Below are 19,987 nucleotides of genomic sequence, written 5' to 3'. Positions count from 1 at the left end.
AAGCATCTAAGCGTGAAGCCCCCCTCAAGATGAGATTTCCCAACTAGTAAGACCCCTTGAAGACGACGAGGTAGATAGGCTGGGGGTGGAAGTGCAGCAATGCATGGAGCTGACCAGTACTAATCGGTCGAGGGCTTATCCAAATAGATCTAATCGCAATTGATTGTTTCGTATCCAGTTTTCAAGTGATCAAACACTTGAATCGTTTGGTGGCGATGGCGGAGGGGTTCCACACGTACCCATCCCGAACACGACCGTTAAGCCCTCCAGCGCCGATGGTACTTGGACCGCAGGGTCCTGGGAGAGTAGGACGTCGCCAAGCGAAGAACCACTGCCGATTATCGGTGGTGGTTTTTATTTTTTTTGGTTGATTTGTAGGGGATAGGTGAAGGTATAAGGGACAGTAATAATATGAAATCACTGGCAATTGAATGTAACCGTTTTGTTACTCCTGACTGATCATCTGAATATATAATAAACTAGGAACTTAGTCGGATCGACTAGGTGTAGAATAGAGCCTTGTACCTTTTAAGGAATTGAATTTATTGGGGTAAGGAGGAGAAATATCATGAATAGGAAAACCCAATGGTATTTATTCTGCTTGCTTTCAGTTATAACGATGATGTTGTTTATTGCCGGCTGTAATTCTGCAGATACTGCATGGAAGGTATATGAGGGTTCAGCTGTGGATAAAAGTTTCCCGGTTCCGAAAGAAGCTAGTAAAGCTGAAGCTGCATTAAAGAGCGCGAAGATGGAGTACGTCCGCTATTCTGTTCCGGGTCTAAAAGAGGATAGCAAGCTTCCAACGGCCTATGAGGAAGAGATAAAGGCTTGGGGTTGGACGGAGGACAAGGAAGAACAGACGGGATCTACTCGTGTTTTTATTAAAAATAATCAAGTCATTCAATTATCACTGCAGAAAAATGCTTTTATTCTCTACATTCCAAAAACAAATGACGTAGCTGCTCGAAGTTTGAATAACACGAACAATCCTTAGGTATAATCAAAAAGAACCTGCTTTCCTCGGATGAGGAAGCAGGTTCTTTTTTTGAAGATATTGAGGGGAAGGATAGATGGAGGATCACTGTATGTAATAGGACAGTTCTTGATCGGTTAATTTGAGCATTCCGTCTTTGCGCTGCCCAAACAGGACAATAAATGAATAGAGTCTGGGGAAGAGCAGCCATAGATGCCAGAAGAACAAGGATACAATCAGGCTCGTCGGCGACCAGGGGCTTAGCACGGCGATCAGAGCGAAACCGATCCATATGTAATGAAGGTGCGCTTTTTTATAGGTGGAGTAGCTTATGTATTGAACAGGGATATAGCCGAACCAAGGCATACGCCAGGAGAAGTGCCACTTCGGACGATAGGAATGGCTGACGATAATAATGACGGAACGGCAGATTACAAATTGAATCCAAAGGGCGATGGGCGCCGCTACGATAAAAGTCAAAATGCTGAAGGGGCCGAGGCTTATAATTTCAGCGATCAAACAGATCAAAGGGAGCACCAGCAGGCTTACTATTAAAGGCTTGGGGAACAAGGCTTTTTTTAGAAGTCTGTATTGGTAAAAGGTTGCTTTTGTATTTTGGTCAATATTCATAAACGGTTACATCCCTCCTGGGAGATAGCAAGTAAGTACAAGGTCATTTGCTTAATATATCGGCATAAAATCGGCCTTTTTTGAGCGGGAGGAGGGCATAAACACCAATTTCAGGCTTTGGGCATAGGATATAGGGTCAAAAGGCTAGCAGACTTGTATAAATAGATAGATTCTGTGGCATACTGATAGTAAAAGCGACAAGGTGGGATCGCAAATGGAAGAAATCATTAGACCGGTCGAACGCTTGAAGGATGAGGCTCCGGAAACCTGTATTATATGCGGCGAGACGAAAGCACAGGGAATAAAGATTGTTTCGGAATTCATTTGTGAAGAGTGTGAAGCGGAAATGGTGCATACGGACGTGAAGGACGAGAAGTATGATTTCTTTATTCATCAGATGAAGCAGATTTGGGTGCAGTTAAATGCATAAATGGGGTTAAGGGAGCCTGCATGGGATGCGGGCTCTTTTTTAGTTGTTGGCTGGGTTCTCTTTCGTAGGATTGGGAGGAATACATATACTTCGGCTTTTTAATCTTTTAAAATAAGAATCAAGAGAAGAGAGTGGATAGGAAGTGTTAGGCTGTGAAGAAGCAACTGGTGGGAGATGCCCCGCTGTGGGAAGCGCTCCAGAGGTATCGGGGGGACAAGGATGTTTCGTTCCATGTACCGGGGCATAAGAATGGAAAAATGTACAAACGTCCCGGCAGCGGCCCGCTGCAGGACGTGCTGACGATAGATGCCACCGAGATCACAGGCCTGGATGATCTGCATCATCCGGAGGGCGTGATTGAGGTGGCACAGAAGAAGGCGGCCCGATTCTTCGGGGCCGAGGAGACGTACTTCCTGGTAGGAGGAAGTACGTCGGGCAATCTGGCGCTGATCCTGACGGCATGCAGTCAGCCAGGCGATGTGCTGCTCGTGCAGCGCAATGTGCACAAATCCGTGCTGCACGGATTGATGCTGGCCCGCGCACGGGCGGTTTTTCTGGCGCCGGAGGTGGACGGCGCCAGCGGGCTTGCGACCATGCCTTCGCCGGAGACGGTGGGTGAAGCCCTGCGCCGCTATCCGGGCGCAAAGGGTGTACTGGTCACCCACCCGAACTACTACGGCATGGGGGCGCCGCTCGCTCCGCTGGCGGCGCTGTGTCATGCGGCCGGAGTGCCGCTGCTCGTGGACGAAGCCCACGGAGCGCATTACGGCCTGGCCGCAGAGCTGCCGCGCAGCGCGCTGTCCCAGGGCGCCGACGGTGTCGTGCAGTCCACGCACAAAATGCTGGGCGCCATGACGATGGGCGCCATGCTGCATGTGCAGGGAGGCCTGCTGAACCGTCCGCTGCTCCGCCAGCGGCTGGCGATGGTGCAGAGCTCCAGCCCGTCTTATCCGATCATGGCTTCGCTCGATCTGTGTAGAAGCCTGCTGGAGCAGGAAGGCCCGGCCGCCTTTGCCGAAAGCTTGGCCGCGGCGGCCCGGCTGCGGGAAGGCCTGCGTCAGCTGAAACGCATCGGATTGCTGGAAGAGAGAGTTAACAAATGGTCAGATGGTGGTAATAATAAGTGGGGAAGCAAGTTAGAAGGCGGCAGAGCCTCAGAGGAACTGGAGAACCCAAACAAAGGCGAGGCCTTACATATACGGGAATTTGAAACTGGCCAAGGTGTAAGAGAAGCGGGAGTCGAAGTGGAGCTGAAGCTGGAACTGGAACTGGAACTGGAAGAGGCCGCCCATCCTTTTGCTAATCCCTTATCCTCTGCCCATCGTGCCCCGGATGGTTCCCGGTATCATCATCCCCATCAGGACCCTTACAAAGTGGTTCTGTATGACCGGCTGGGGGAATGGAGCGGGTACAAGCTTCAGGAGCGGCTGGAACAAGGGAAATGTGTGCCGGAGATGAGTGACGAACGGTATACGGTGCTTGCTTTAGGTCCGGGGACGACGACAAGCGATGTTAACCATTTGCTGGAGGTGCTGCATACACTGGAAGCAGAGATGGGCTATTGTCCTGAAGATCAGGTCAGACCGGAGGATAGCCCGGTTTCCACGTGGAACATTTTGGGAGAACCCGTCTCACAGCCCGTTGCTTTTGATCTGACCCCTCCGGTGGAGGAAGAAACGGAATCCATACTCTTAGAGCAGGGAGAAGGGAGAAGGGCGGCGGAAATGGTCATTCCTTATCCGCCTGGCATTCCTCTTCTATATCCGGGAGAACCAATCACGGCTGAGGTCCTGGCCCGCCTGGTCGCTTTAAGAGAGTCAGGCTCCCGTTTCCAGGCGGTCAAGGACTCATCCCTGCAGCATATTCAAGTCTATCTTAATGATGATACACCGGAGGAAGAACGATGAACGAAATCAAACGCAAGGGACTTTTTATTACGCTGGAGGGAGGGGAAGGTTCAGGCAAAACGACGATGATGCAGAAGCTCGCCGATCTGCTCGACCAGGAAGGTTTGCCTTATATCGTGACCCGGGAGCCTGGCGGTATCCGGATTGCGGAAGGCATCCGCGAACTCCTGCTGCATCCGGACCATACGGAAATGGATATCCGCACAGAAGCTTTGCTTTACGCGGCGGCGCGCCGCCAGCATTTGGTGGAGAAAGTTGAGCCTGCTCTTGAGCAAGGAACCATTGTGTTATGCGACCGGTTCATTGACAGCAGTCTAGCTTATCAGGGTTATGCGAGAGGGATCGGTATCGAGGAAGTGCTCTCGATCAATGCTTTTGCTACAGATGGAAGATTCCCGGATTATACGTTCTATCTCGATGTTGAACCGGAAGTCGGGCTGGCCCGGATTGCCGCAGGGAAGGGACGTGAAGTGAACAGGCTTGACCTGGAAGCTTTACATTTTCACCACTTGGTAAGGGAAGGTTACCGGAAGGTAGCCGCTATGTATCCTGAACGTATTACGGTTGTAGATGCATCCCAATCGCCGGAAGTGATGGCGGAGGCGGTAAAAATGCAATTAAAGCCGATTTTAGAGGATTTCAGGCCAAATTTATCAAATAAATAACAAAATATGCGTTATAATAGATTATAATCTTCTTTATCCTTACTCCCATCTTGAAAAGACGAGGCGGGAATAGCATATAGGGGAGATTCATAGAAATCCATTTGCTTATTTTCTTTTCATTATTAGGCGTAACTAAACCAAATGAGGAGGGACTGCAATATGAAGCTGATTGTTGCGATTATTCAGGACAAAGACAGCAACCGTTTATCCGGAGCTTTGGTCAAAGCTAATTTTCGGGCGACCAAACTTGCAAGTACCGGCGGATTTCTTCGTGCAGGGAATACGACGTTTATGATCGGGGTTGACGACAGTCAGGTTGAGACCGTGCTGGGCGTCATCCGGAGCAGCTGTAAGGTCAGAGAGCAGCTTGTAACGCCCGTAACACCTATGAGCGGAACGACAGATTCGTATTTGCCGCTTCCTGTTGAGGTACAAGTTGGCGGAGCTACAGTATTTGTGCTTCCGGTAGACCGGTTCGAGCATTTTTAATAAACGTGTATAGCGGCAGATGTTAAGACAAAGCCGGCGGGCGGGTTTTCCCGTTTGCCGGCAAGGCAGGCGGTTACGGTGGCCCGGCGGGTCAAGTAGCCGTTTCTGCATGTTTACAAATATACGGGTAGAGATGGGCGGTAGATCAGGTGAAAATCGAGCCGGGGTATAGACCATTGACAAGCAGCAGAGGATTGTCCGAAGGCGCGGCCAAGCAGGTCTCGTCCAGAAGCTTCTCAGATGCGATGCAGCATCAGGGGGAACAGTCCACCCAGGAGGAATTGAGCCGCAAGCTTCAGGAAATTCATTTTCAGGGGGACAGGCTTGCCCGTTCGATGACGGTGCGTGAGCTGAAAATCTACCGGATGATGGTCAAACGATTCCTGGAGGAGACCGTCCGCCGCGGGGTCGGCATGAAGGATACGAAAGGCTGGGACCGGCGGGGACGGGGCAAACGTTATAAACTGCTGGATGAAATAGACGCCAGCCTGCTGGGCATGGGAGAAGAACTGCTGGAAACGGAGCAGGGCAGACTGGATCTTTTGCAGAAGATCGGAGAAATCCGCGGCTTGCTGATCAATTTGGCTTTTTAATCCGGCTGGAGCTGATGCCAGGGATAGGGATTAGGCTCGCCAAATCGATTGGAACATAACGCGGGAGCCTCCGTTGTCCGAACATTTTATATCAAATAGAAAGTGTGAGTCCGAATGTTATTCAAGGAGATCGTTGGGCAGGAAGGTCCCAAGAAGCTGCTGCAGAACGGGTTAAGGCACAACCGCATATCTCATGCTTATATCTTTAACGGGCCTCCCGGAAGCGGACAGATGGAAATGGCGCTTGCTTTCGTACAGGCCTTGTTCTGTACAAACGGGACGGAGGAAGCCTGCGGAACTTGTCTGGAATGCCGCAAGCTGCTGCATGGCAACCACCCCGATCTGCAAATCGTAAGTCCAGACGGCGCGAATATTAAGATTGATCAGATTCGTGAGCTGCAGCGGATATTCTCTTACCGTTCCGAGAACGGCAATCCTAAGGCTTATATTATTGATCAGGCTGATAAAATGAATGTGCAGGCCGCCAACAGCCTGCTTAAATTTCTCGAGGAGCCGCCTTCTCCGGCGGTTGCGATTTTATTGTCCAGCAATGGCAAAGCCTTGCTGCCGACGATTCAGTCGAGAGCCCAGTGGGTAGCCTTCTCGGCCCTTGATCCCATGCTGATGCTTCAGAAGCTCAGCGACGAAGGGATTCCCGATGCGATTGCCCGGACGGCCGTCCATTTGGCGGCTGGACTCTCAGCCTGCCGGGAATTGGCAGGTCAGAATTGGTTTGCAGAAATTAGAAACGTAGTGTTACAATTAGGGAAGGAATCCGCAGGCAGAGGCGGATCTCCACTGATAACCGCTCAGCAGAGCGTGTTTAAGGCCGGTTTGGGTGACCACCTGGAGATGATCTTTGATTTGTTTCATTTATGGTTCAAAGATATGCTTCAGGCTCAGGCGAACAGACATGATCGTATCGTTTTTATAGATGAATGGGAGTTTATCTCCAAGACAGCCGGAACCCGCAGCGCCGGAGCCTGGGTTTCCTGCATGGCATTTGCGGCAGAATCCAAGAAGAAGCTCCGGTACAATATGAATGGCCAGCTTTGTTTGGAGCAATTTTTATTGAATGTAGGACATGCGGTTCCGGCCTGGAACTGAAGAGACAAGCTATCTCCCATTAGTTGTAGGTTTAGGGAAGCACAGCTTCCGCCATTTTTGATGAACCATGTGCTGTTATAAGGGGGTTAGTTTTTGTACACTGTAGTGGGTGTCCGTTTCAAGAAGGCGGGCAAAATCTATTATTTCGACCCGCTGGATTTCCCTGTCGAGAAGGAACAATGTGTCATTGTTGAAACCGCTCGCGGGGTCGAATATGGGAAAGTAGTAATCGGCAAGAAGGTAGTGGATGAATCGGATGTTGTTCTACCTCTGAAGAAGGTTATCCGGATCGCCGATGAGTCGGACAGTAACGTTGTGGAGGAGAATAAGGCAGCCGCCAAAAATGCCTTCACGACTTGTTTAAATAAAATCAAGGACCATGATTTGAAAATGAAGCTGGTAGACGTGGAATACACGTTTGACCGCAACAAAGTCATTTTCTATTTCACGGCCGAAGGACGCGTCGATTTCCGGGAGCTGGTCAAGGATTTGGCAAGTATTTTCCGGACACGTATCGAGCTTCGCCAGATTGGCGTACGGGATGAAGCGAAAATGCTGGGGGGTATCGGTCCCTGCGGACGGATTCTCTGCTGCTCCTCCTGGCTGGGCGATTTCGAACCCGTGTCGATCAAGATGGCAAAGGATCAGAGCTTGTCTCTGAATCCAACCAAGATCTCCGGTTTGTGCGGAAGATTGATGTGCTGCCTGAAGTTTGAGCATGATAATTACGAAAGCGTGAAGGAAGAGCTGCCAAGCGTGGGTAAGATCGTGGTGACTTCAATGGGAGACGGTAAGGTTGTCGGACTCAATAGCGGGTCCCGCACCGTTCATGTTCAGCTCTTTGAAATCGGCAAAGTGAAGGAACTTTCGCTCGATGACGTCGTCATCAAGTAAATACCATAGAGACTGACTCTGGGGTGGGAACTTGGAGAAAATAGATATTTTTGCACATTTACAGCAGATGGAATCACAAATGGGTGAAGCTCAAACCGAGCTTGGCGCGCTCAAGCTGGAGGTCAAGAAGCTGCTGGAAGAGAATCAGCGGCTGACGACGGAGAACGAGCAGCTGCGTAAGGTGCTGAAGCGTGAAACCGGGGAACCGGGCAGCGACTCGGCAGCCGGCAAAGCAGCCGAAGCCACCAGCGAGGAAGAGCGTAAGGCCGATGTGATTGGAGAAGGCCATGATAATTTGGCCCGTCTTTATCATGAAGGTTTTCATATATGCAATGTGTATTACGGGCATTTACGAACGGAAGGCGATTGTCTGTTCTGCCTGTCATTTTTGAATAAATAAAGGACCGTAGGTGAGAACCTACGGTTTTTTTCCATTATAATAAGGATTGGATTAGAGGAAAGCGGGGCTGTAAGGATCAAGCATGAGTGAACAGGTTGAAATTTATGAGCAGGAACGAATCGATGATTTAATGAATGAAGGGCTGAGACTGATTCAGAGTGACGAGGTATTCAGCTTCTCTATGGACGCTGTATTGCTCTCCAGGTTTGCTTCCTTGCCGAACAAGGGAAGAATACTGGATATGTGCACCGGTAACGGGGTGATTCCCATTCTGATGTCTGTCCGCACGAATGGACAGATTGAGGGAATTGAAATCCAGGACCGGCTGGCGGATATGGCCCGGCGGAGTGTCCGCCTTAATGGCCTTGAGGATCGGATTCTAATCCGGACGGGGGATCTCAGAGAGCTGGTGCAGGAGGTTGGAGCTAACGTCTATGATGCAATTACGGTTAATCCGCCTTATATGCCGCTAAAGACCGGGGATCGGAAGCTGAATCCACACCAGGCAATGGCGAGGCATGAGCTGCACGGCAGTTTGGAAGAGATCATTGCGGCGGCGATGCGGCTGCTGCGTCCGGGCGGGAAATTTTATATGGTGCACAAACCTCAGCGTCTTGGCGAGATCCTTTCGCTGCTTAGACAGTACAAGCTGGAGCCTAAAGTAATCCGGTTTGTCCATCCCAAGCTGACGCAGGAGGCCAATATGGTGCTGATCGAGGCTTTGCGCGGCGGGAAACCGGATATCCGTCTTAAACCGCCTTTGGTGGTGTATGAGCCGGATGGACGTTATACGAAGGAATTAATGGAGATTTATTATGGAGACAGTGGGGGACAAGCATGAAGGAAGGTTTGGAGATCGCGGTACAACGGAGTTATGCGAATGAAGGAGCAGGAACCGGAGCGGGAACAACCGCCTCAACAGAGCCGGGCAAACTTTATCTCGTAGGCACGCCGATCGGTAATCTGGAGGATATGACCTTCCGGGCGGTGCGGATTTTGCAGGAGGCAGATCTGATTGCAGCCGAGGATACGCGGCAAACCCGGAAGCTGCTGACCCATTTCGAGATTACGCCCAAGAAACTGTACAGTTATCATGAGCATAATAAAGGGGCAAGCGGCCCGGAATTGGTTAGACTTATAATAGAAGGAAAAAATTTAGCGCTCGTCAGCGACGCTGGTCTGCCGGCGATTTCCGACCCCGGCAGCGATCTGGTTCGTCTGGCCGTCGAGCAGGGGATTGATGTGATTCCGGTGCCCGGCGCTAACGCGGCTTTATCGGCTTTAATCGTCTCGGGACTCCCCACGGAACGGTTTCAGTTTATCGGATTTCTGCCGCGGGACAAGAAGGGAAGAGAACGTGCCATCAGCCAATTTCAATCCTATGAGGGTACGGTATTGATGTACGAGTCGCCGCACCGTGTGGTGAAGACGCTGCAGGACCTGCTGGAGCATTTGGGCAATCGCCGGATCGTACTGGCGAGGGAACTGACGAAACGTTATGAGGAGATGGCGCGGGGAACGTTTGAGTCCTGCTTGGCCTGGCTGGAGGAGCATCCGCCGCTTGGCGAATACTGCCTTGTGGTCGAAGGGATTCAAGCCGGTGAACTGGAGGAGCAGCAGGGGCTTTGGTGGCAGGAGCTGACTCTGGAGCAGCATGTCGAGCATTATGAGCGGGAAGGGCTGCCCCGGAAGGACGCGATGAAGAGAACTGCAGCTGACCGCGGTGTATCCAAAAGGGATATTTACAATGCGTTATTATAAGCGGGTTATAATAGAAGAAAAATTTGTGAATATGAACAAAAAAAAGACCTTCACTTGGCCGGGTTCATGCCAAGGAAGGTACAAGGAGATATGAAAAGGTTAGAATTAACAATTTTCAGTAAACCTATTATAACCTATAAATCTTAATTTGTCACAGGTGTAGGCATTTCACTAAGACATTCGTGACAAACAATTTTTCCTTTGAAATAAGTGACGTTCTCTGCATTTCCGCAGAAGATGCAAGCCGGTTCATATTTCTTGAGCATGATCCGTTCGCCGTCTACATAAATCTCAAGGGCATCCTTCTCACCGATGCCAAGTGTACGGCGCAATTCAATAGGGATAACAACGCGTCCCAATTCGTCTACTTTTCTTACAATACCTGTTGATTTCATCATAACCGATGATTGCCCCTCTCGCTATCAATTTAAAATGCCATTATTCGACATGATTCTATCTTTTATGATAATCATAATACCAACCATTGCCATAATAGTCAACCTATTAATGGAAAATATGCGCTTCTATTCCTTAATTAAAATTTGGCAAGAGGGGAAAACAGTGATTTATCAACGTTTTTCTGAAAAATACCGATAATGTAAAGGATACAAGAAATCATTCTAATATTCTACATAATTCGACAAATGATGTCGAAACGATATTTCTTTTCGACAAAAAGGAGGTATTCTTCATGCGGCAGCCGCTTGGTGAGGAAAAAGTATTTAAAGATCCCGTACATAACTATATTCATGTTCAGGACGAGCTGATTTGGGCTTTGATCAACACGCCCGAATTTCAGCGTTTGCGGCGTATCCGCCAGCTGGGCACGACCTTTCTGACCTTCCATGGGGCGGAGCACAGCCGGTTCTCCCATTCCTTGGGCGTTTATGAAATTACGCGGCGCATCATTTCCCAGTTTGAACGAAGCGGGTACAGCGATTGGCCGAAGGAAGAGCGGATGGTGGCCTTGTGCGCGGCGCTGCTGCATGATTTGGGCCATGGACCTTTTTCGCATTCTATAGAGGAAGCTTTTGAAATGGACCACGAAGACTGGACCTGCAAAATCCTGCTCGGCGATACGGAAGTAAACCGGCTGCTGAAGCAGATTTCGGAGAATTTCCCAGATAAGGTGGCCGCAGTAATTAGAAAGGACTACGACAAACCGGTTGTCGTAAACCTGGTATCCAGCCCGCTCGATGCGGACCGGATGGACTACCTGCTCCGCGATGCCTATTTTACGGGCGTAAACTATGGGACCATCGACATTGACCGGATTCTGCGGATGCTTCGTCCGTTTCACGGCCGGGTAGTCGTCAAGGAATCAGGCATGCATGCGGTAGAGGATTATTTAATGGCCCGCTATCAAATGTACTGGCAGGTTTATTTCCACCCGGTTACGCGCAGCTCGGAGATCCTGCTTCGGCAGATTTTCCGCAGGGCCAAGGAGCTGTGGGCATCCGGATATTCATTCAAAATGATGCTTGACCCGCTTCCAGGTCTGTTTACCCGGGAGCTGACGGTAGCGGAATATCTCCAGCTTGATGAAGCGCTGATCCAAACCGTTTTCTTAAAATGGCAAAATGAAGAAGACGCCGTGCTTAAAGACTTATGTGGGCGTTTCATGAATCGGAATCTGTATAAATATGTAGAAATCGAACAATCGGACAGCGAGTCCGTTGAAGAAATCAGGCAGGCCTTCGAGGCAGCCGGTTTGAACCCTATATATGATCTGGAAATTGATTCGCCGGCGGATTTGCCTTATGACATATTCAAACCGGAGGACGGACTTACGACCAATCAAATTCTGCTGCTTGACCGGCAGGAACAGCTGAAGGAGATTTCCGAGGTTTCCGATATCGTTCGTTCGATAAGCGGGATTCACCGAGGCCGCTACCAGCTATATTACCCGCAGGATAAGCTTCAAAACGTTAAGGACAAGCTGCCTGCAGAGATTCGAGCTTTTTTTAACATTTAAGGAGGAATTTCAGCTATGTTATTTGACACGCACACACATCTGGATGCGGAACAATTTGACGGGGACCGGGAGGAAGTGATAGCGAGGGCTGTTGAACAAGGCGTTACCCGCATGGTAAATGTCGGATTCAATAGGGAAACGATTCCAACGACGATGAAACTTGCCGAAACGTATGATTTTATTTACGCGGCTGTCGGCTGGCATCCCGTAGATGCCATCACGATGAGAGACGGTGACCTGGAATGGATTGCGGAGCTCTGCCAGCATGAGAAGGTGGTTGCGATCGGGGAAATCGGCCTGGACTATCATTGGGACACGTCGCCGAAAGACGTGCAGCAGCAGGTTTTCCGCCGCCAGATCGGCCTGGCCAGAGAGCTGAAAATGCCTATCGTGATCCACAATCGCGATGCCCATGAAGATGTGGTCAAAATTTTACGCGAGGAAAAAGCAAGCGAAGTTGGAGGCATTATGCACTCCTTCTCGGGCAGCTGGGAAACCGCCAAAATTTGTCTGAATATGGGATTCCATCTTTCGTTCGGCGGACCGATCACGTTCAAAAATGCCAGACAACCTAAAGAGGTCCTCGTTCAGGTTCCGGATGACCGTTTATTGCTCGAAACGGATGCTCCATATTTGACTCCGCATCCTTTCCGGGGCAAAAGAAATGAGTCCGGTTACGTCAAATTGGTAGCAGAAACGGCCGCTGAGCTTAAAGGCGTAACTTTGGAAGAAATTGCAAGCCTGACAACCCGAAATGCGCTGGAACGATTTGGTATCCGCTGAAATCGGGAGCAAAAAGAGTGAAAAAAGGAGCATTCGGGACATATTAAAGAATTTTAATTAATAAATCGCTGATTATTACAGATTTTTAACCATTTATTTTTAAATACGTGGTTGATTACTCCTTTACAACCGGTATCCAAAAAGGATAGAATCTTTTCAGTAATCGAATTGCGTAATTGGCTGACGCCGTTGCGTCACTTCGATCCTTTGGTTCCATGAACCAGTCTCGCTGAATCTCCTTCGGGAGAACGGGGGAACCGATGCAGAGCTTGCAGGCCGTGAATGAATACATAAAGCCGAAGCCGATGCATTTGATTTCTTTACGTGAGTCTTTGGGGTGAATTTGCGATCAACCGCCATGAGCGGGTGAATCAAGATAGGACGTCTCTCATTCGTCCGAACCCGACAGCTAACCCCGTAAGCGTATATGAGAGAGGCAACCTCGTGCATCCTATTAGCATCCAAGACATTAACGGAAGCCACGAAAGAGTTCCTCTAACTCTTTTGTTGGCTTTTTTTGTTTTGAATAAAATGCGATAGGGCCATCATATGGTGTTCTTAACAGCAATTGATGTGGCCGAGGCAGACTGGGGAAGGATACGTAAAACGCGCGATTTTGGCGGATTACGTACAAAAATCGGTAAATAGTCGCGTCATATGTATTCTGTATCGACCTAGGACGGCGGGGCTATGGAGGAGGACTGAAGAAATGGGCTTTATAAGAAACAACGAAACCCATGAATCACCATCATCCAGTATGTCTTACGTTTTGCGGTGGAGTTATCAAAATGCTCGTCAAATTGCAATCTATGCCATACTAGCTGTTGCAGTTATATCGATTTTTCTTGCTTATCTCTACAGCCAAGGCAAGAAAAGCGTACAGCTGATGATCGATGGCAAGGCAGTGGCCGTGCAAACCCGGCAGGAGAATGTGGAAGGTCTCCTGAGCGAGCAGGACATCGAACTTAAATCTCAAGATCAAATAACGCCGGCACTGGACAGTGAGCTGAAGAACGGCGACAAGGTCATCATCGACCGCGCCGCACGGGTCACTTTAATCGCTGACGGAACGGCCAGCCAGACATATACAACGGAAGACACCGTAAGAAGCGTATTGCTGAGCTCGGGCATTCCCTTTTCCGGGCAGGATAAGATTTACCCAGAACTGGATGCTGAAGTAAAGCCAAACATGAAAATTCATGTAGTTCGTGTTAATAAAGTATTGGTGAAGCAAACGGAAGAGGTTCCTTACACGGTAGTAAAGACTTCTGACCCGAACTTGCTGAAAGGCAAGACGAAAATGCTTCAATCCGGCAGCAAAGGGCAGGTTGTCCATACGATCGAGAAGGTATTCCAGGATGGGGAAATGATCTCGAAGCGTTGGGTCAGCAAAGAGGTTGCTAAGCCGGCACAACCTCAAGTCATTGCGGTAGGCACAAAGAAAGAAGAGCCTAAAACCGAGGTGCTGGCAGCGAGCATTACGCGCAAAGCCAATACCGTCAGCGTGAGCGGTACAAATTCCGTAACGAAGAACGGGATTAACTTTAAATATAAAAAGCTGCTGAAGAACGTATCCATGACCGCTTATTCTTCCGAGGAAGCCGGCATTGGCACGAAGACTGCTTCAGGCACACGCGTTGAGGAAGGCAGAACGATTGCCGTCGATAAGAATGTCATCCCGCTGGGCTGGTGGGTCTATATCGAAGGTTTAGGTTTCCGCCGTGCCGAGGATACAGGCGGAGCGATTAAAGGCAACAAAATCGATGTTTATTACGATACGATTAAAGCGGCAAAGAACTTCGGCCGTAAAACGGGACGTACGGTTTACGTGATTGGTCCTGTCAAACCTGAACTGAACTGATTCGTTTACTTTAACTTGGGAATTCGCTATTATAAGGTTAATCATAGAGGATATACAGAAGAGGAGAATTCCTCTTCTTTTTGTTTGGCATAAAATCGGGTGCGATTGAAGAACCTCATGGATGGATGGAAGGAAGGAACCCGAAGATGATTAAGGAAGTCATTGTCGTGGAGGGCAAAGATGATACGGTGGCCATTAAACGGGCCGTAGATGCGGATACGATCGAAACTGGCGGTTCGGCGATCGGGCCGGTAGTGCTGCGCAAAATTGCGCTGGCTCAGGAGCGGCGCGGTGTGATCATCTTGACCGATCCCGATCACGCAGGCGAACGAATACGCAAAATTGTGGCGGCCAAGGTGCCCGGCTGCAAACACGCTTTTCTGACGGAGTCGGCCGCCACCAAGAAAGGCGACATCGGCGTGGAAAACGCCTCACCGGAGGCGATACGGGAAGCGCTGGCCCGGGTGCGCAGCGAAGCTCCCCAGGTGGAGGCCCAGATCGACTGGGAGGACTTAATGACCGCAGGGCTCATTGTCCACCCGAGAGCATCGGAACGACGCCGGTTTATGGGCGAGGTGCTGGGCATCGGCTACTGCAACGGCAAGCAATTCTATAAACGGCTGTCGGTCTTCCGAATCAGCCGTGAGGAATTTGCAGATGCGCTGCGCCAATTGGAGGGAAAAGGAGTATAACGGACATGAACAGGAGAGAAGAGGTCTCGACGCCCAAGCGGACGAAAGAGATCATTCAGAAATATGGATTTCAGTTTAAAAAGAGCCTCGGTCAGAACTTCCTGATCGATCAAAATATTCTCGGCAAGATTGTGGGAGCGGCGGATTTGGATAGCTCCAAAGGGGCACTGGAAATCGGACCGGGCATCGGGGCCTTGACCGAGAAGCTTGCCGATGCCGCAGGCAAGGTCGTAGCTGTGGAAATCGATCAGCGGCTTCTGCCGATTCTCGGCGACGTACTGCAGCCTTTTTCACATGTTAAGGTCGTTCACGGCGATGTGCTGAAGCTAGATTTGAAGCAGCTGTTCCAGGAGGAGTTCGGCGGGGTGTCCCAGGTCAGCGTGGTGGCCAACCTGCCTTATTACGTAACAACGCCAATCCTGATGAAGCTGCTGGAGGAAAGGCTGCCGCTGGAGAACATCGTGGTGATGATCCAGAAAGAGGTAGCCGAGCGCATGGCTGCGGCTCCTGGAGGCAAGGAATATGGAAGTCTCAGTATTGCCGTCCAATATTTCAGCGAGCCGGAGCTGGTTTGCGTGGTGCCTCACACGGTGTTCATTCCCCAGCCGAATGTCGATTCGGCGGTGATTCGCCTTAAAGTCAGACAGGAACGGCCGGTTGAAGTGAGGGACGAGGCTTTCTTCTTTGAGGTCGTACAGGCTTCCTTCGCCCAGCGGCGTAAAACGATCTCGAATAACCTAAAGAGCCGGTTCTTCGCCAAAGAGGACCGCACAGAGCTCGAACGGCTGCTGGCATTGGCTGATATCGAGCCTGTCCGCCGTGCGGAGACTTTAAGCATTGAAGAGTTCGCGCGTTTGTCCAACGTGTTCCATGAAGCAGGAGTCCGCTAAGAGGATCCCTTCTTCTTGAATTTACCTCTGAAAAGGAACCATTATCCTCAAACGCCCATAGGATGGATTCAGAGGTGATGGACTTGACGAATATAGGAGATTTGGTTGTCCGCCAATCCTATGGAAGGGATGTAACCTTCCGGGTAGAGGCATTGGAACGGAACCGGGCAATCATTAAAGGGACCGAGTTCCGTTTATTGGCTGACGCGCCCGTATACGATCTGGTTCCCGTGAAAGGCGATATCCTGACCGGCAGAGCCAAGGAAGCGCGTATTAAAGCCGAGAAGGGCCTGCAGCGGCTGCATGAGGAGCGCAAATCGCTGGAGGAGCAAAACCGGGCTTTGCTAGGCATTGAACGCGCGGCTGTACCGAGCGAGGTTTCTTCACAGTCGTATTTTGAGGTTCCGGGTAAGGTGCTTCATCTGGATGGCGACCCGCTTTACTTGAAGAAAAGCATGGACCTGTACGAGAAGCTGCGTGTGCCCGCTCAGGGGCATTATGTGAATGAGAAATCCATGGCGGATGTTCTCTACCGTCTGCTGCCGAATGTAAGACCTGATATCGTGGTCATAACCGGTCATGACGGGGTCCTCAAGAACAGGGTTCACAATGACTTATACAGCTTGTCCAGCTATAAGAATTCCCGCAGCTTCGTAGAGGCCATCCAAGTTGCCCGCCAGTATGAACGCAATTTTGATTCGCTGACCATCGTAGCCGGGGCCTGTCAGTCTCATTTTGAAGCGCTGCTGCAGGCCGGGGCCAATTTTGCCAGCTCGCCAGGCCGTATTCTGATTCATGCGCTTGATCCGGTCTATATTGCCGCCAAGGCGGCCTTTACGTCCGTAAGGGGCACAATTCATATTACGGATGTATTGAAGCATACGATCAGCGGCATTCAGGGGGTAGGCGGAATCGAAACGCGAGGCAGCTACCGGGTGGGTCTGCCCAAATTTCAGGATTTGTCCCAATTGAATGTAGTTCCTTCCGTCATGTAAAGATACTCTTCAGGACAGGGGTCTAAAGAGAATAGAAGTGAATAGAAGTGAATAGAAGGATAGGACTGAGCCGGCTTGAGAGCCGGTTCTTTTTTTGTTTTCCACCCGATAAAGGCCGTTCCAAAAAATGCGATAATTTTCTTGGCATTACATTCATTTTTCATGAAAATAATCGTTGACACCTAACTTTTAGGCTTGATATAATATAAAATTTGACTTTAGTGAATGACAGTGTTATAATGGTTTAGGAAAGAGGTGGTTACTGGTATGGCTAAGAACGCTTTGTCCGATATCAAACACAGTCTTGATGCTTATGTAGGCCAGAAGATCACGCTCCGTGCGAACGGTGGCCGTCGCAAGACGGTGGAGCGCACAGGCATATTGGAAGAGACCTACCCCTCTGTATTCATCGTTAAGCTGGATGAGGAGCAAGAGACTTTTAAACGAGTATCTTACAGTTACGCGGACGTCCTGACGGAAACAGTGGAAGTGACCCTGTTCCAGGATGGAAACGAACCACAGATTTTTTCCTGAGACAGCATGAGATAACTTGCGACGGCCCCTTGAGGGCCGTTTTTTTCTTGTCTGCCTCTTGGCTTGCGAACGGCCTGAAGGTCAGGCCAGCCATTACCGGGTATAGGACAGGCGGGGGAATGCAAATACTGAACACGTCCTATATTCCACTATGGTCAGGAGGAGAACGTACATGTCACGAAGAAGACGCAGCGTCATGTCCGAGAACCTGAAGGTAGAGCTTGCCAAGGAGCTTGGTTTTTATGACACGGTTCAGGAAGAGGGCTGGGGCGGTATTAAAGCCAAGGATGCCGGCAATATGGTGAAACGGGCGATCGAGCTTGCCGAGAAGGCTGCTTCAGAGCGCAAGTAAAGGCCTTGCCGCTGCAAGCCGAGGGTGTTTGAAGAGATAAAGGGTCTCCGGCCAGTCCGGAGGCTTTTGTTGATATAACGGGTCATTTTGGGCGGCGCCCACTTTCTGTTAAAATGGGGACAAGACGTGCTCAGCCGCGTTTGCAAAAGAAATGGACTTTCCAAGCCATTTTCCCTATAATATGTTAAGTTGTTTAGTTGGACTGACTGAAGGTGGGTGAACACGCCTTGAAGATTTATGAGAAGGCACCGGCTAAAATTAATTTGATGCTGGATGTATTACATAAAAGACCGGATGGTTACCATGAAGTTGAAATGGTGATGACGATGGTGGATCTGGCCGACAGGCTGGAGATGAGCGCATTGCCGCGCGATACCATTATTATTTCAAGCCAGGCCGGATATATTCCGCTCGATGAGAAAAATTTGGCTTTCCAGGCTGCGCGCCTGATTAAAGAACGATACAACGTCCGCAGCGGCGTTTATATCCATTTGGATAAACATATACCGGTCGCCGCCGGGCTGGCCGGTGGCAGCAGTGATGCCGCGGCTACGCTTCGCGGCTTGAACCGTCTGTGGAACCTGGGCATCAGCGACGAGGAGCTGCAAATCCTGGGCGCGGAGCTTGGTTCCGACGTGCCTTTCTGCGTTACAGGAGGTACGGCTTTGGCCACGGGCCGAGGCGAGGTGCTTACCCCGCTTAATAACCCGCCGCAGTGCTGGGTTATATTGGCCAAACTGCCGATCAACGTTTCGACGGCAGAAGTATACGGCAAGTTCAGAGTGGACCAGGTTAAGAAGCATCCTTCCGCTAAAGCGATGATTCAAGCGATTGACCACCAGTCTTTCACTGAGGTTTGTCATGAGCTGGGTAATGTGCTCGAAGACGTCACGTTTCAGCTCCATCCGGAGGTGCAGCAGCTCAAGGATACGATGAAGCGTCTGGGTGCTGATGGGGTACTGATGTCTGGAAGCGGACCAACGGTGTTTGGACTTGTTTCTAAAGAGGCTAAAGTAGCCCGAATTTATAACGGATTACGGGGTTTTTGCAAAGAAGTTTACGCGGTAAGGCTTCTTACGTGAAGCCCTCTTCACCTAAAATCCGGAAATTGATTTGATAAACCCGTACAAAAATGGTATTCTTTCTTTAAAATATTCGGATTTTAGCGAGGGGTCTTTCGTGAAGAAGTTAAAAAGAAGCGCGCGTTTGGTCGAGATGACAGAATATCTGCTCACCCGGCCTCATCAGCTGATTCCGCTTACCACTTTTGCCGACCGTTACGGAGCCGCTAAGTCTTCGATCAGCGAAGACCTGGCGATCATCAAGGAAGTGTTTGAAGAGGACGGTATGGGGGAACTGCTGACGCTGGCGGGAGCCGCGGGAGGCGTCAAGTTTATTCCTAGGATCGGACGGGAGCAGGCGGAAGCTTTTATCGGCCAATTGTGCAAAATGTTATCCGAACCGGACCGCATACTTCCGGGGGAATATTTATATATGTCTGACCTGCTGGGTCTGCCGGGTTTGATGAATGAAGCGGGCAAGCTGTTTGCCACCGTCTTCGGGGGCCGGGAGATCGACGTGGTCATGACCGTGGAAACGAAAGGGATCCCGCTCGCTTATGCTATTGGGGCTCAATTGAATCTGCCGGTTGTATTGGTCAGACGGGACCATCAGGTGACGGAAGGATCGGCGGTCAGCATCAACTACGTTTCCGGCTCTCATAAGAGCCTGCATACGATGACCTTGTCGAGAAGAGCGCTGAAAGAGAAATCGCGGGTTCTGATCGTGGACGATTTCATGAAAGCGGGCGGCACGGTACAGGGGATGGTCGATCTGCTGGCTGAATTCAACGCCACGGTAGCCGGTGTAGGCGTTCTGGTCGAATCGGGCGCCATAGATACGGAACAGCGGCTGCTGGAGGAATATGTGTCGCTGGCTTCGCTGGGCGCGGTGGATGCCAAGAACAAAAGTGTTACTGTTCATCCCGGTAATTATTTCGATTGGGTATAGCAAGAAAGCGCTTGAACAAAGAAATGGCAAGAAATACCGAGAA

General features: G+C 50.2%; 23 protein-coding genes, 2 rRNA genes and 1 riboswitch (1 of these 26 running past the window's edge). Of the genes, 23 read left to right on the top strand and 2 right to left on the bottom strand.

What is annotated here, in order from left to right; all coding sequences use genetic code 11:
• The 3 genes from CBE73_RS22675 to CBE73_RS14020 form a co-directional block, all read left to right on the top strand.
• Window positions 1-143, top strand: a 23S ribosomal RNA gene (locus tag CBE73_RS22675) (it extends 2,601 nt beyond the left edge of the window).
• Between the two features lie 62 nt (window positions 144-205).
• Window positions 206-322, top strand: a 5S ribosomal RNA gene (rrf, locus tag CBE73_RS14025).
• A gap of 246 nt (window positions 323-568) precedes the next feature.
• Window positions 569-997: a hypothetical protein gene (locus CBE73_RS14020; protein ID WP_229752861.1), complete on the top strand. Its 429-nt coding sequence runs from the start codon at window positions 569-571 to the stop codon at window positions 995-997.
• A gap of 84 nt (window positions 998-1,081) precedes the next feature.
• Here CBE73_RS14020 and CBE73_RS14015 read toward each other — a convergent pair whose 3' ends face one another.
• Window positions 1,082-1,606 carry a hypothetical protein gene (locus CBE73_RS14015; protein ID WP_094094726.1) on the bottom strand — a complete coding sequence of 175 codons (525 nt, stop codon included), beginning with the start codon at window positions 1,604-1,606 and terminating at the stop codon, window positions 1,082-1,084.
• A 214-nt stretch (window positions 1,607-1,820) separates the two neighbouring features.
• Between CBE73_RS14015 and CBE73_RS14010 the strand changes: the two genes are divergently transcribed.
• The 10 genes from CBE73_RS14010 to rsmI all read left to right on the top strand — a co-directional run bounded on the left by CBE73_RS14010 (window position 1,821) and on the right by rsmI (window position 9,852).
• Complete coding sequence (locus CBE73_RS14010) at window positions 1,821-2,036, top strand: sigma factor G inhibitor Gin (protein WP_094094725.1); 216 nt, start codon at window positions 1,821-1,823, stop codon at window positions 2,034-2,036.
• A gap of 152 nt (window positions 2,037-2,188) precedes the next feature.
• Window positions 2,189-3,943 carry an aminotransferase class I/II-fold pyridoxal phosphate-dependent enzyme gene (locus tag CBE73_RS14005; RefSeq protein WP_094094724.1) on the top strand — a complete coding sequence of 585 codons (1,755 nt, stop codon included), beginning with the start codon at window positions 2,189-2,191 and terminating at the stop codon, window positions 3,941-3,943.
• Between the two features lie 5 nt (window positions 3,944-3,948).
• Entirely contained in the window at window positions 3,949-4,608 is a 660-nt protein-coding gene (gene tmk, locus CBE73_RS14000; RefSeq protein ID WP_373286404.1) for a dTMP kinase, read from the top strand.
• 159 nt (window positions 4,609-4,767) lie between these two features.
• Complete coding sequence (locus CBE73_RS13995) at window positions 4,768-5,097, top strand: cyclic-di-AMP receptor (RefSeq protein WP_068699021.1); 330 nt, start codon at window positions 4,768-4,770, stop codon at window positions 5,095-5,097.
• Between the two features lie 149 nt (window positions 5,098-5,246).
• On the top strand, window positions 5,247-5,690 hold the full coding sequence (locus CBE73_RS13990; RefSeq protein WP_094094722.1) for a YaaR family protein: 444 nt from the start codon (window positions 5,247-5,249) through the stop codon (window positions 5,688-5,690).
• Window positions 5,691-5,804: 114 nt separating this feature from the next.
• Window positions 5,805-6,797: a DNA polymerase III subunit delta' gene (gene holB, locus CBE73_RS13985; protein WP_094094721.1), complete on the top strand. Its 993-nt coding sequence runs from the start codon at window positions 5,805-5,807 to the stop codon at window positions 6,795-6,797.
• Between the two features lie 93 nt (window positions 6,798-6,890).
• Window positions 6,891-7,691 (top strand): PSP1 domain-containing protein, encoded by an 801-nt coding sequence (locus CBE73_RS13980; RefSeq protein ID WP_094094720.1) that lies wholly within the window; start codon window positions 6,891-6,893, stop codon window positions 7,689-7,691.
• A 31-nt stretch (window positions 7,692-7,722) separates the two neighbouring features.
• Entirely contained in the window at window positions 7,723-8,091 is a 369-nt protein-coding gene (gene yabA / locus CBE73_RS13975) for a DNA replication initiation control protein YabA (RefSeq protein WP_094094719.1), read from the top strand.
• An 82-nt stretch (window positions 8,092-8,173) separates the two neighbouring features.
• Window positions 8,174-8,932, top strand: a complete 759-nt coding sequence (locus tag CBE73_RS13970) for a tRNA1(Val) (adenine(37)-N6)-methyltransferase (RefSeq protein WP_094094718.1) — start codon at window positions 8,174-8,176, stop codon at window positions 8,930-8,932.
• Window positions 8,933-8,940: 8 nt separating this feature from the next.
• Window positions 8,941-9,852, top strand: coding sequence for a 16S rRNA (cytidine(1402)-2'-O)-methyltransferase (rsmI, locus tag CBE73_RS13965; RefSeq protein WP_229752867.1), 912 nt, complete (start codon window positions 8,941-8,943; stop codon window positions 9,850-9,852).
• Between the two features lie 143 nt (window positions 9,853-9,995).
• On the opposite strand, the gene CBE73_RS13960 is transcribed toward rsmI, so the two are convergent.
• The gene (locus CBE73_RS13960) at window positions 9,996-10,250 is read right to left on the bottom strand and encodes an AbrB/MazE/SpoVT family DNA-binding domain-containing protein (protein WP_094094716.1); all 255 of its coding nucleotides are present in this window, start codon (window positions 10,248-10,250) and stop codon (window positions 9,996-9,998) included.
• A 293-nt stretch (window positions 10,251-10,543) separates the two neighbouring features.
• On the opposite strand from CBE73_RS13960, the gene CBE73_RS13955 reads away from it, so the two are divergent.
• The 10 genes from CBE73_RS13955 (at window position 10,544) to purR (ending at window position 19,944) form a co-directional block, all read left to right on the top strand.
• On the top strand, window positions 10,544-11,827 hold the full coding sequence (locus tag CBE73_RS13955) for an HD domain-containing protein (protein WP_094094715.1): 1,284 nt from the start codon (window positions 10,544-10,546) through the stop codon (window positions 11,825-11,827).
• Window positions 11,828-11,842: 15 nt separating this feature from the next.
• Window positions 11,843-12,610, top strand: a complete 768-nt coding sequence (locus tag CBE73_RS13950) for a TatD family hydrolase (RefSeq protein WP_094094714.1) — start codon at window positions 11,843-11,845, stop codon at window positions 12,608-12,610.
• A 217-nt stretch (window positions 12,611-12,827) separates the two neighbouring features.
• A riboswitch (cyclic di-AMP (ydaO/yuaA leader) is annotated at window positions 12,828-13,049 on the top strand.
• A gap of 270 nt (window positions 13,050-13,319) precedes the next feature.
• Window positions 13,320-14,471, top strand: a complete 1,152-nt coding sequence (locus CBE73_RS13945; protein WP_094094713.1) for a resuscitation-promoting factor — start codon at window positions 13,320-13,322, stop codon at window positions 14,469-14,471.
• A 146-nt stretch (window positions 14,472-14,617) separates the two neighbouring features.
• Entirely contained in the window at window positions 14,618-15,163 is a 546-nt protein-coding gene (rnmV, locus tag CBE73_RS13940) for a ribonuclease M5 (RefSeq protein WP_094096319.1), read from the top strand.
• Window positions 15,164-15,168: 5 nt separating this feature from the next.
• Window positions 15,169-16,053 carry a 16S rRNA (adenine(1518)-N(6)/adenine(1519)-N(6))-dimethyltransferase RsmA gene (rsmA, locus tag CBE73_RS13935; protein WP_094094712.1) on the top strand — a complete coding sequence of 295 codons (885 nt, stop codon included), beginning with the start codon at window positions 15,169-15,171 and terminating at the stop codon, window positions 16,051-16,053.
• Between the two features lie 62 nt (window positions 16,054-16,115).
• Window positions 16,116-17,048, top strand: a complete 933-nt coding sequence (yabG, locus tag CBE73_RS13930; protein WP_244905488.1) for a sporulation peptidase YabG — start codon at window positions 16,116-16,118, stop codon at window positions 17,046-17,048.
• 267 nt (window positions 17,049-17,315) lie between these two features.
• Entirely contained in the window at window positions 17,316-17,582 is a 267-nt protein-coding gene (gene veg, locus CBE73_RS13925; RefSeq protein ID WP_094094710.1) for a biofilm formation stimulator Veg, read from the top strand.
• Between the two features lie 172 nt (window positions 17,583-17,754).
• Entirely contained in the window at window positions 17,755-17,934 is a 180-nt protein-coding gene (locus CBE73_RS13920; RefSeq protein ID WP_094094709.1) for a small, acid-soluble spore protein, alpha/beta type, read from the top strand.
• Between the two features lie 227 nt (window positions 17,935-18,161).
• Window positions 18,162-19,016: a 4-(cytidine 5'-diphospho)-2-C-methyl-D-erythritol kinase gene (gene ispE / locus CBE73_RS13915; RefSeq protein WP_094094708.1), complete on the top strand. Its 855-nt coding sequence runs from the start codon at window positions 18,162-18,164 to the stop codon at window positions 19,014-19,016.
• A gap of 97 nt (window positions 19,017-19,113) precedes the next feature.
• Window positions 19,114-19,944 carry a pur operon repressor gene (gene purR / locus CBE73_RS13910; RefSeq protein ID WP_094094707.1) on the top strand — a complete coding sequence of 277 codons (831 nt, stop codon included), beginning with the start codon at window positions 19,114-19,116 and terminating at the stop codon, window positions 19,942-19,944.
• The last annotated feature ends 43 nt before the right edge of the window (window positions 19,945-19,987 follow it).

The organism is Paenibacillus physcomitrellae (genome assembly GCF_002240225.1).
GTDB lineage: Bacteria > Bacillota > Bacilli > Paenibacillales > Paenibacillaceae > Fontibacillus > Fontibacillus physcomitrellae.
The sequence above is the reverse complement of the archived record's forward strand: the minus strand, read 5'-3'. Positions and strand labels throughout refer to the sequence as shown.

What these genes read in the sequence shown, in the direction of transcription:
- CBE73_RS14020 (WP_229752861.1), top strand. Translation starts at nt 569, where the DNA reads ATGAATAGGAAAACCCAATGGTATTTATTCTGCTTGCTTTCAGTTATA.
- CBE73_RS14015 (WP_094094726.1), bottom strand. Translation starts at nt 1,606, where the DNA reads ATGAATATTGACCAAAATACAAAAGCAACCTTTTACCAATACAGACTT.
- CBE73_RS14010 (WP_094094725.1), top strand. Translation starts at nt 1,821, where the DNA reads ATGGAAGAAATCATTAGACCGGTCGAACGCTTGAAGGATGAGGCTCCG.
- CBE73_RS13995 (WP_068699021.1), top strand. Translation starts at nt 4,768, where the DNA reads ATGAAGCTGATTGTTGCGATTATTCAGGACAAAGACAGCAACCGTTTA.
- holB (WP_094094721.1), top strand. Translation starts at nt 5,805, where the DNA reads ATGTTATTCAAGGAGATCGTTGGGCAGGAAGGTCCCAAGAAGCTGCTG.
- CBE73_RS13970 (WP_094094718.1), top strand. Translation starts at nt 8,174, where the DNA reads ATGAGTGAACAGGTTGAAATTTATGAGCAGGAACGAATCGATGATTTA.
- CBE73_RS13960 (WP_094094716.1), bottom strand. Translation starts at nt 10,250, where the DNA reads ATGATGAAATCAACAGGTATTGTAAGAAAAGTAGACGAATTGGGACGC.
- CBE73_RS13955 (WP_094094715.1), top strand. Translation starts at nt 10,544, where the DNA reads ATGCGGCAGCCGCTTGGTGAGGAAAAAGTATTTAAAGATCCCGTACAT.
- CBE73_RS13950 (WP_094094714.1), top strand. Translation starts at nt 11,843, where the DNA reads ATGTTATTTGACACGCACACACATCTGGATGCGGAACAATTTGACGGG.
- CBE73_RS13945 (WP_094094713.1), top strand. Translation starts at nt 13,320, where the DNA reads ATGGGCTTTATAAGAAACAACGAAACCCATGAATCACCATCATCCAGT.
- rnmV (WP_094096319.1), top strand. Translation starts at nt 14,618, where the DNA reads ATGATTAAGGAAGTCATTGTCGTGGAGGGCAAAGATGATACGGTGGCC.
- rsmA (WP_094094712.1), top strand. Translation starts at nt 15,169, where the DNA reads ATGAACAGGAGAGAAGAGGTCTCGACGCCCAAGCGGACGAAAGAGATC.
- yabG (WP_244905488.1), top strand. Translation starts at nt 16,116, where the DNA reads ATGGATTCAGAGGTGATGGACTTGACGAATATAGGAGATTTGGTTGTC.
- veg (WP_094094710.1), top strand. Translation starts at nt 17,316, where the DNA reads ATGGCTAAGAACGCTTTGTCCGATATCAAACACAGTCTTGATGCTTAT.
- CBE73_RS13920 (WP_094094709.1), top strand. Translation starts at nt 17,755, where the DNA reads ATGTCACGAAGAAGACGCAGCGTCATGTCCGAGAACCTGAAGGTAGAG.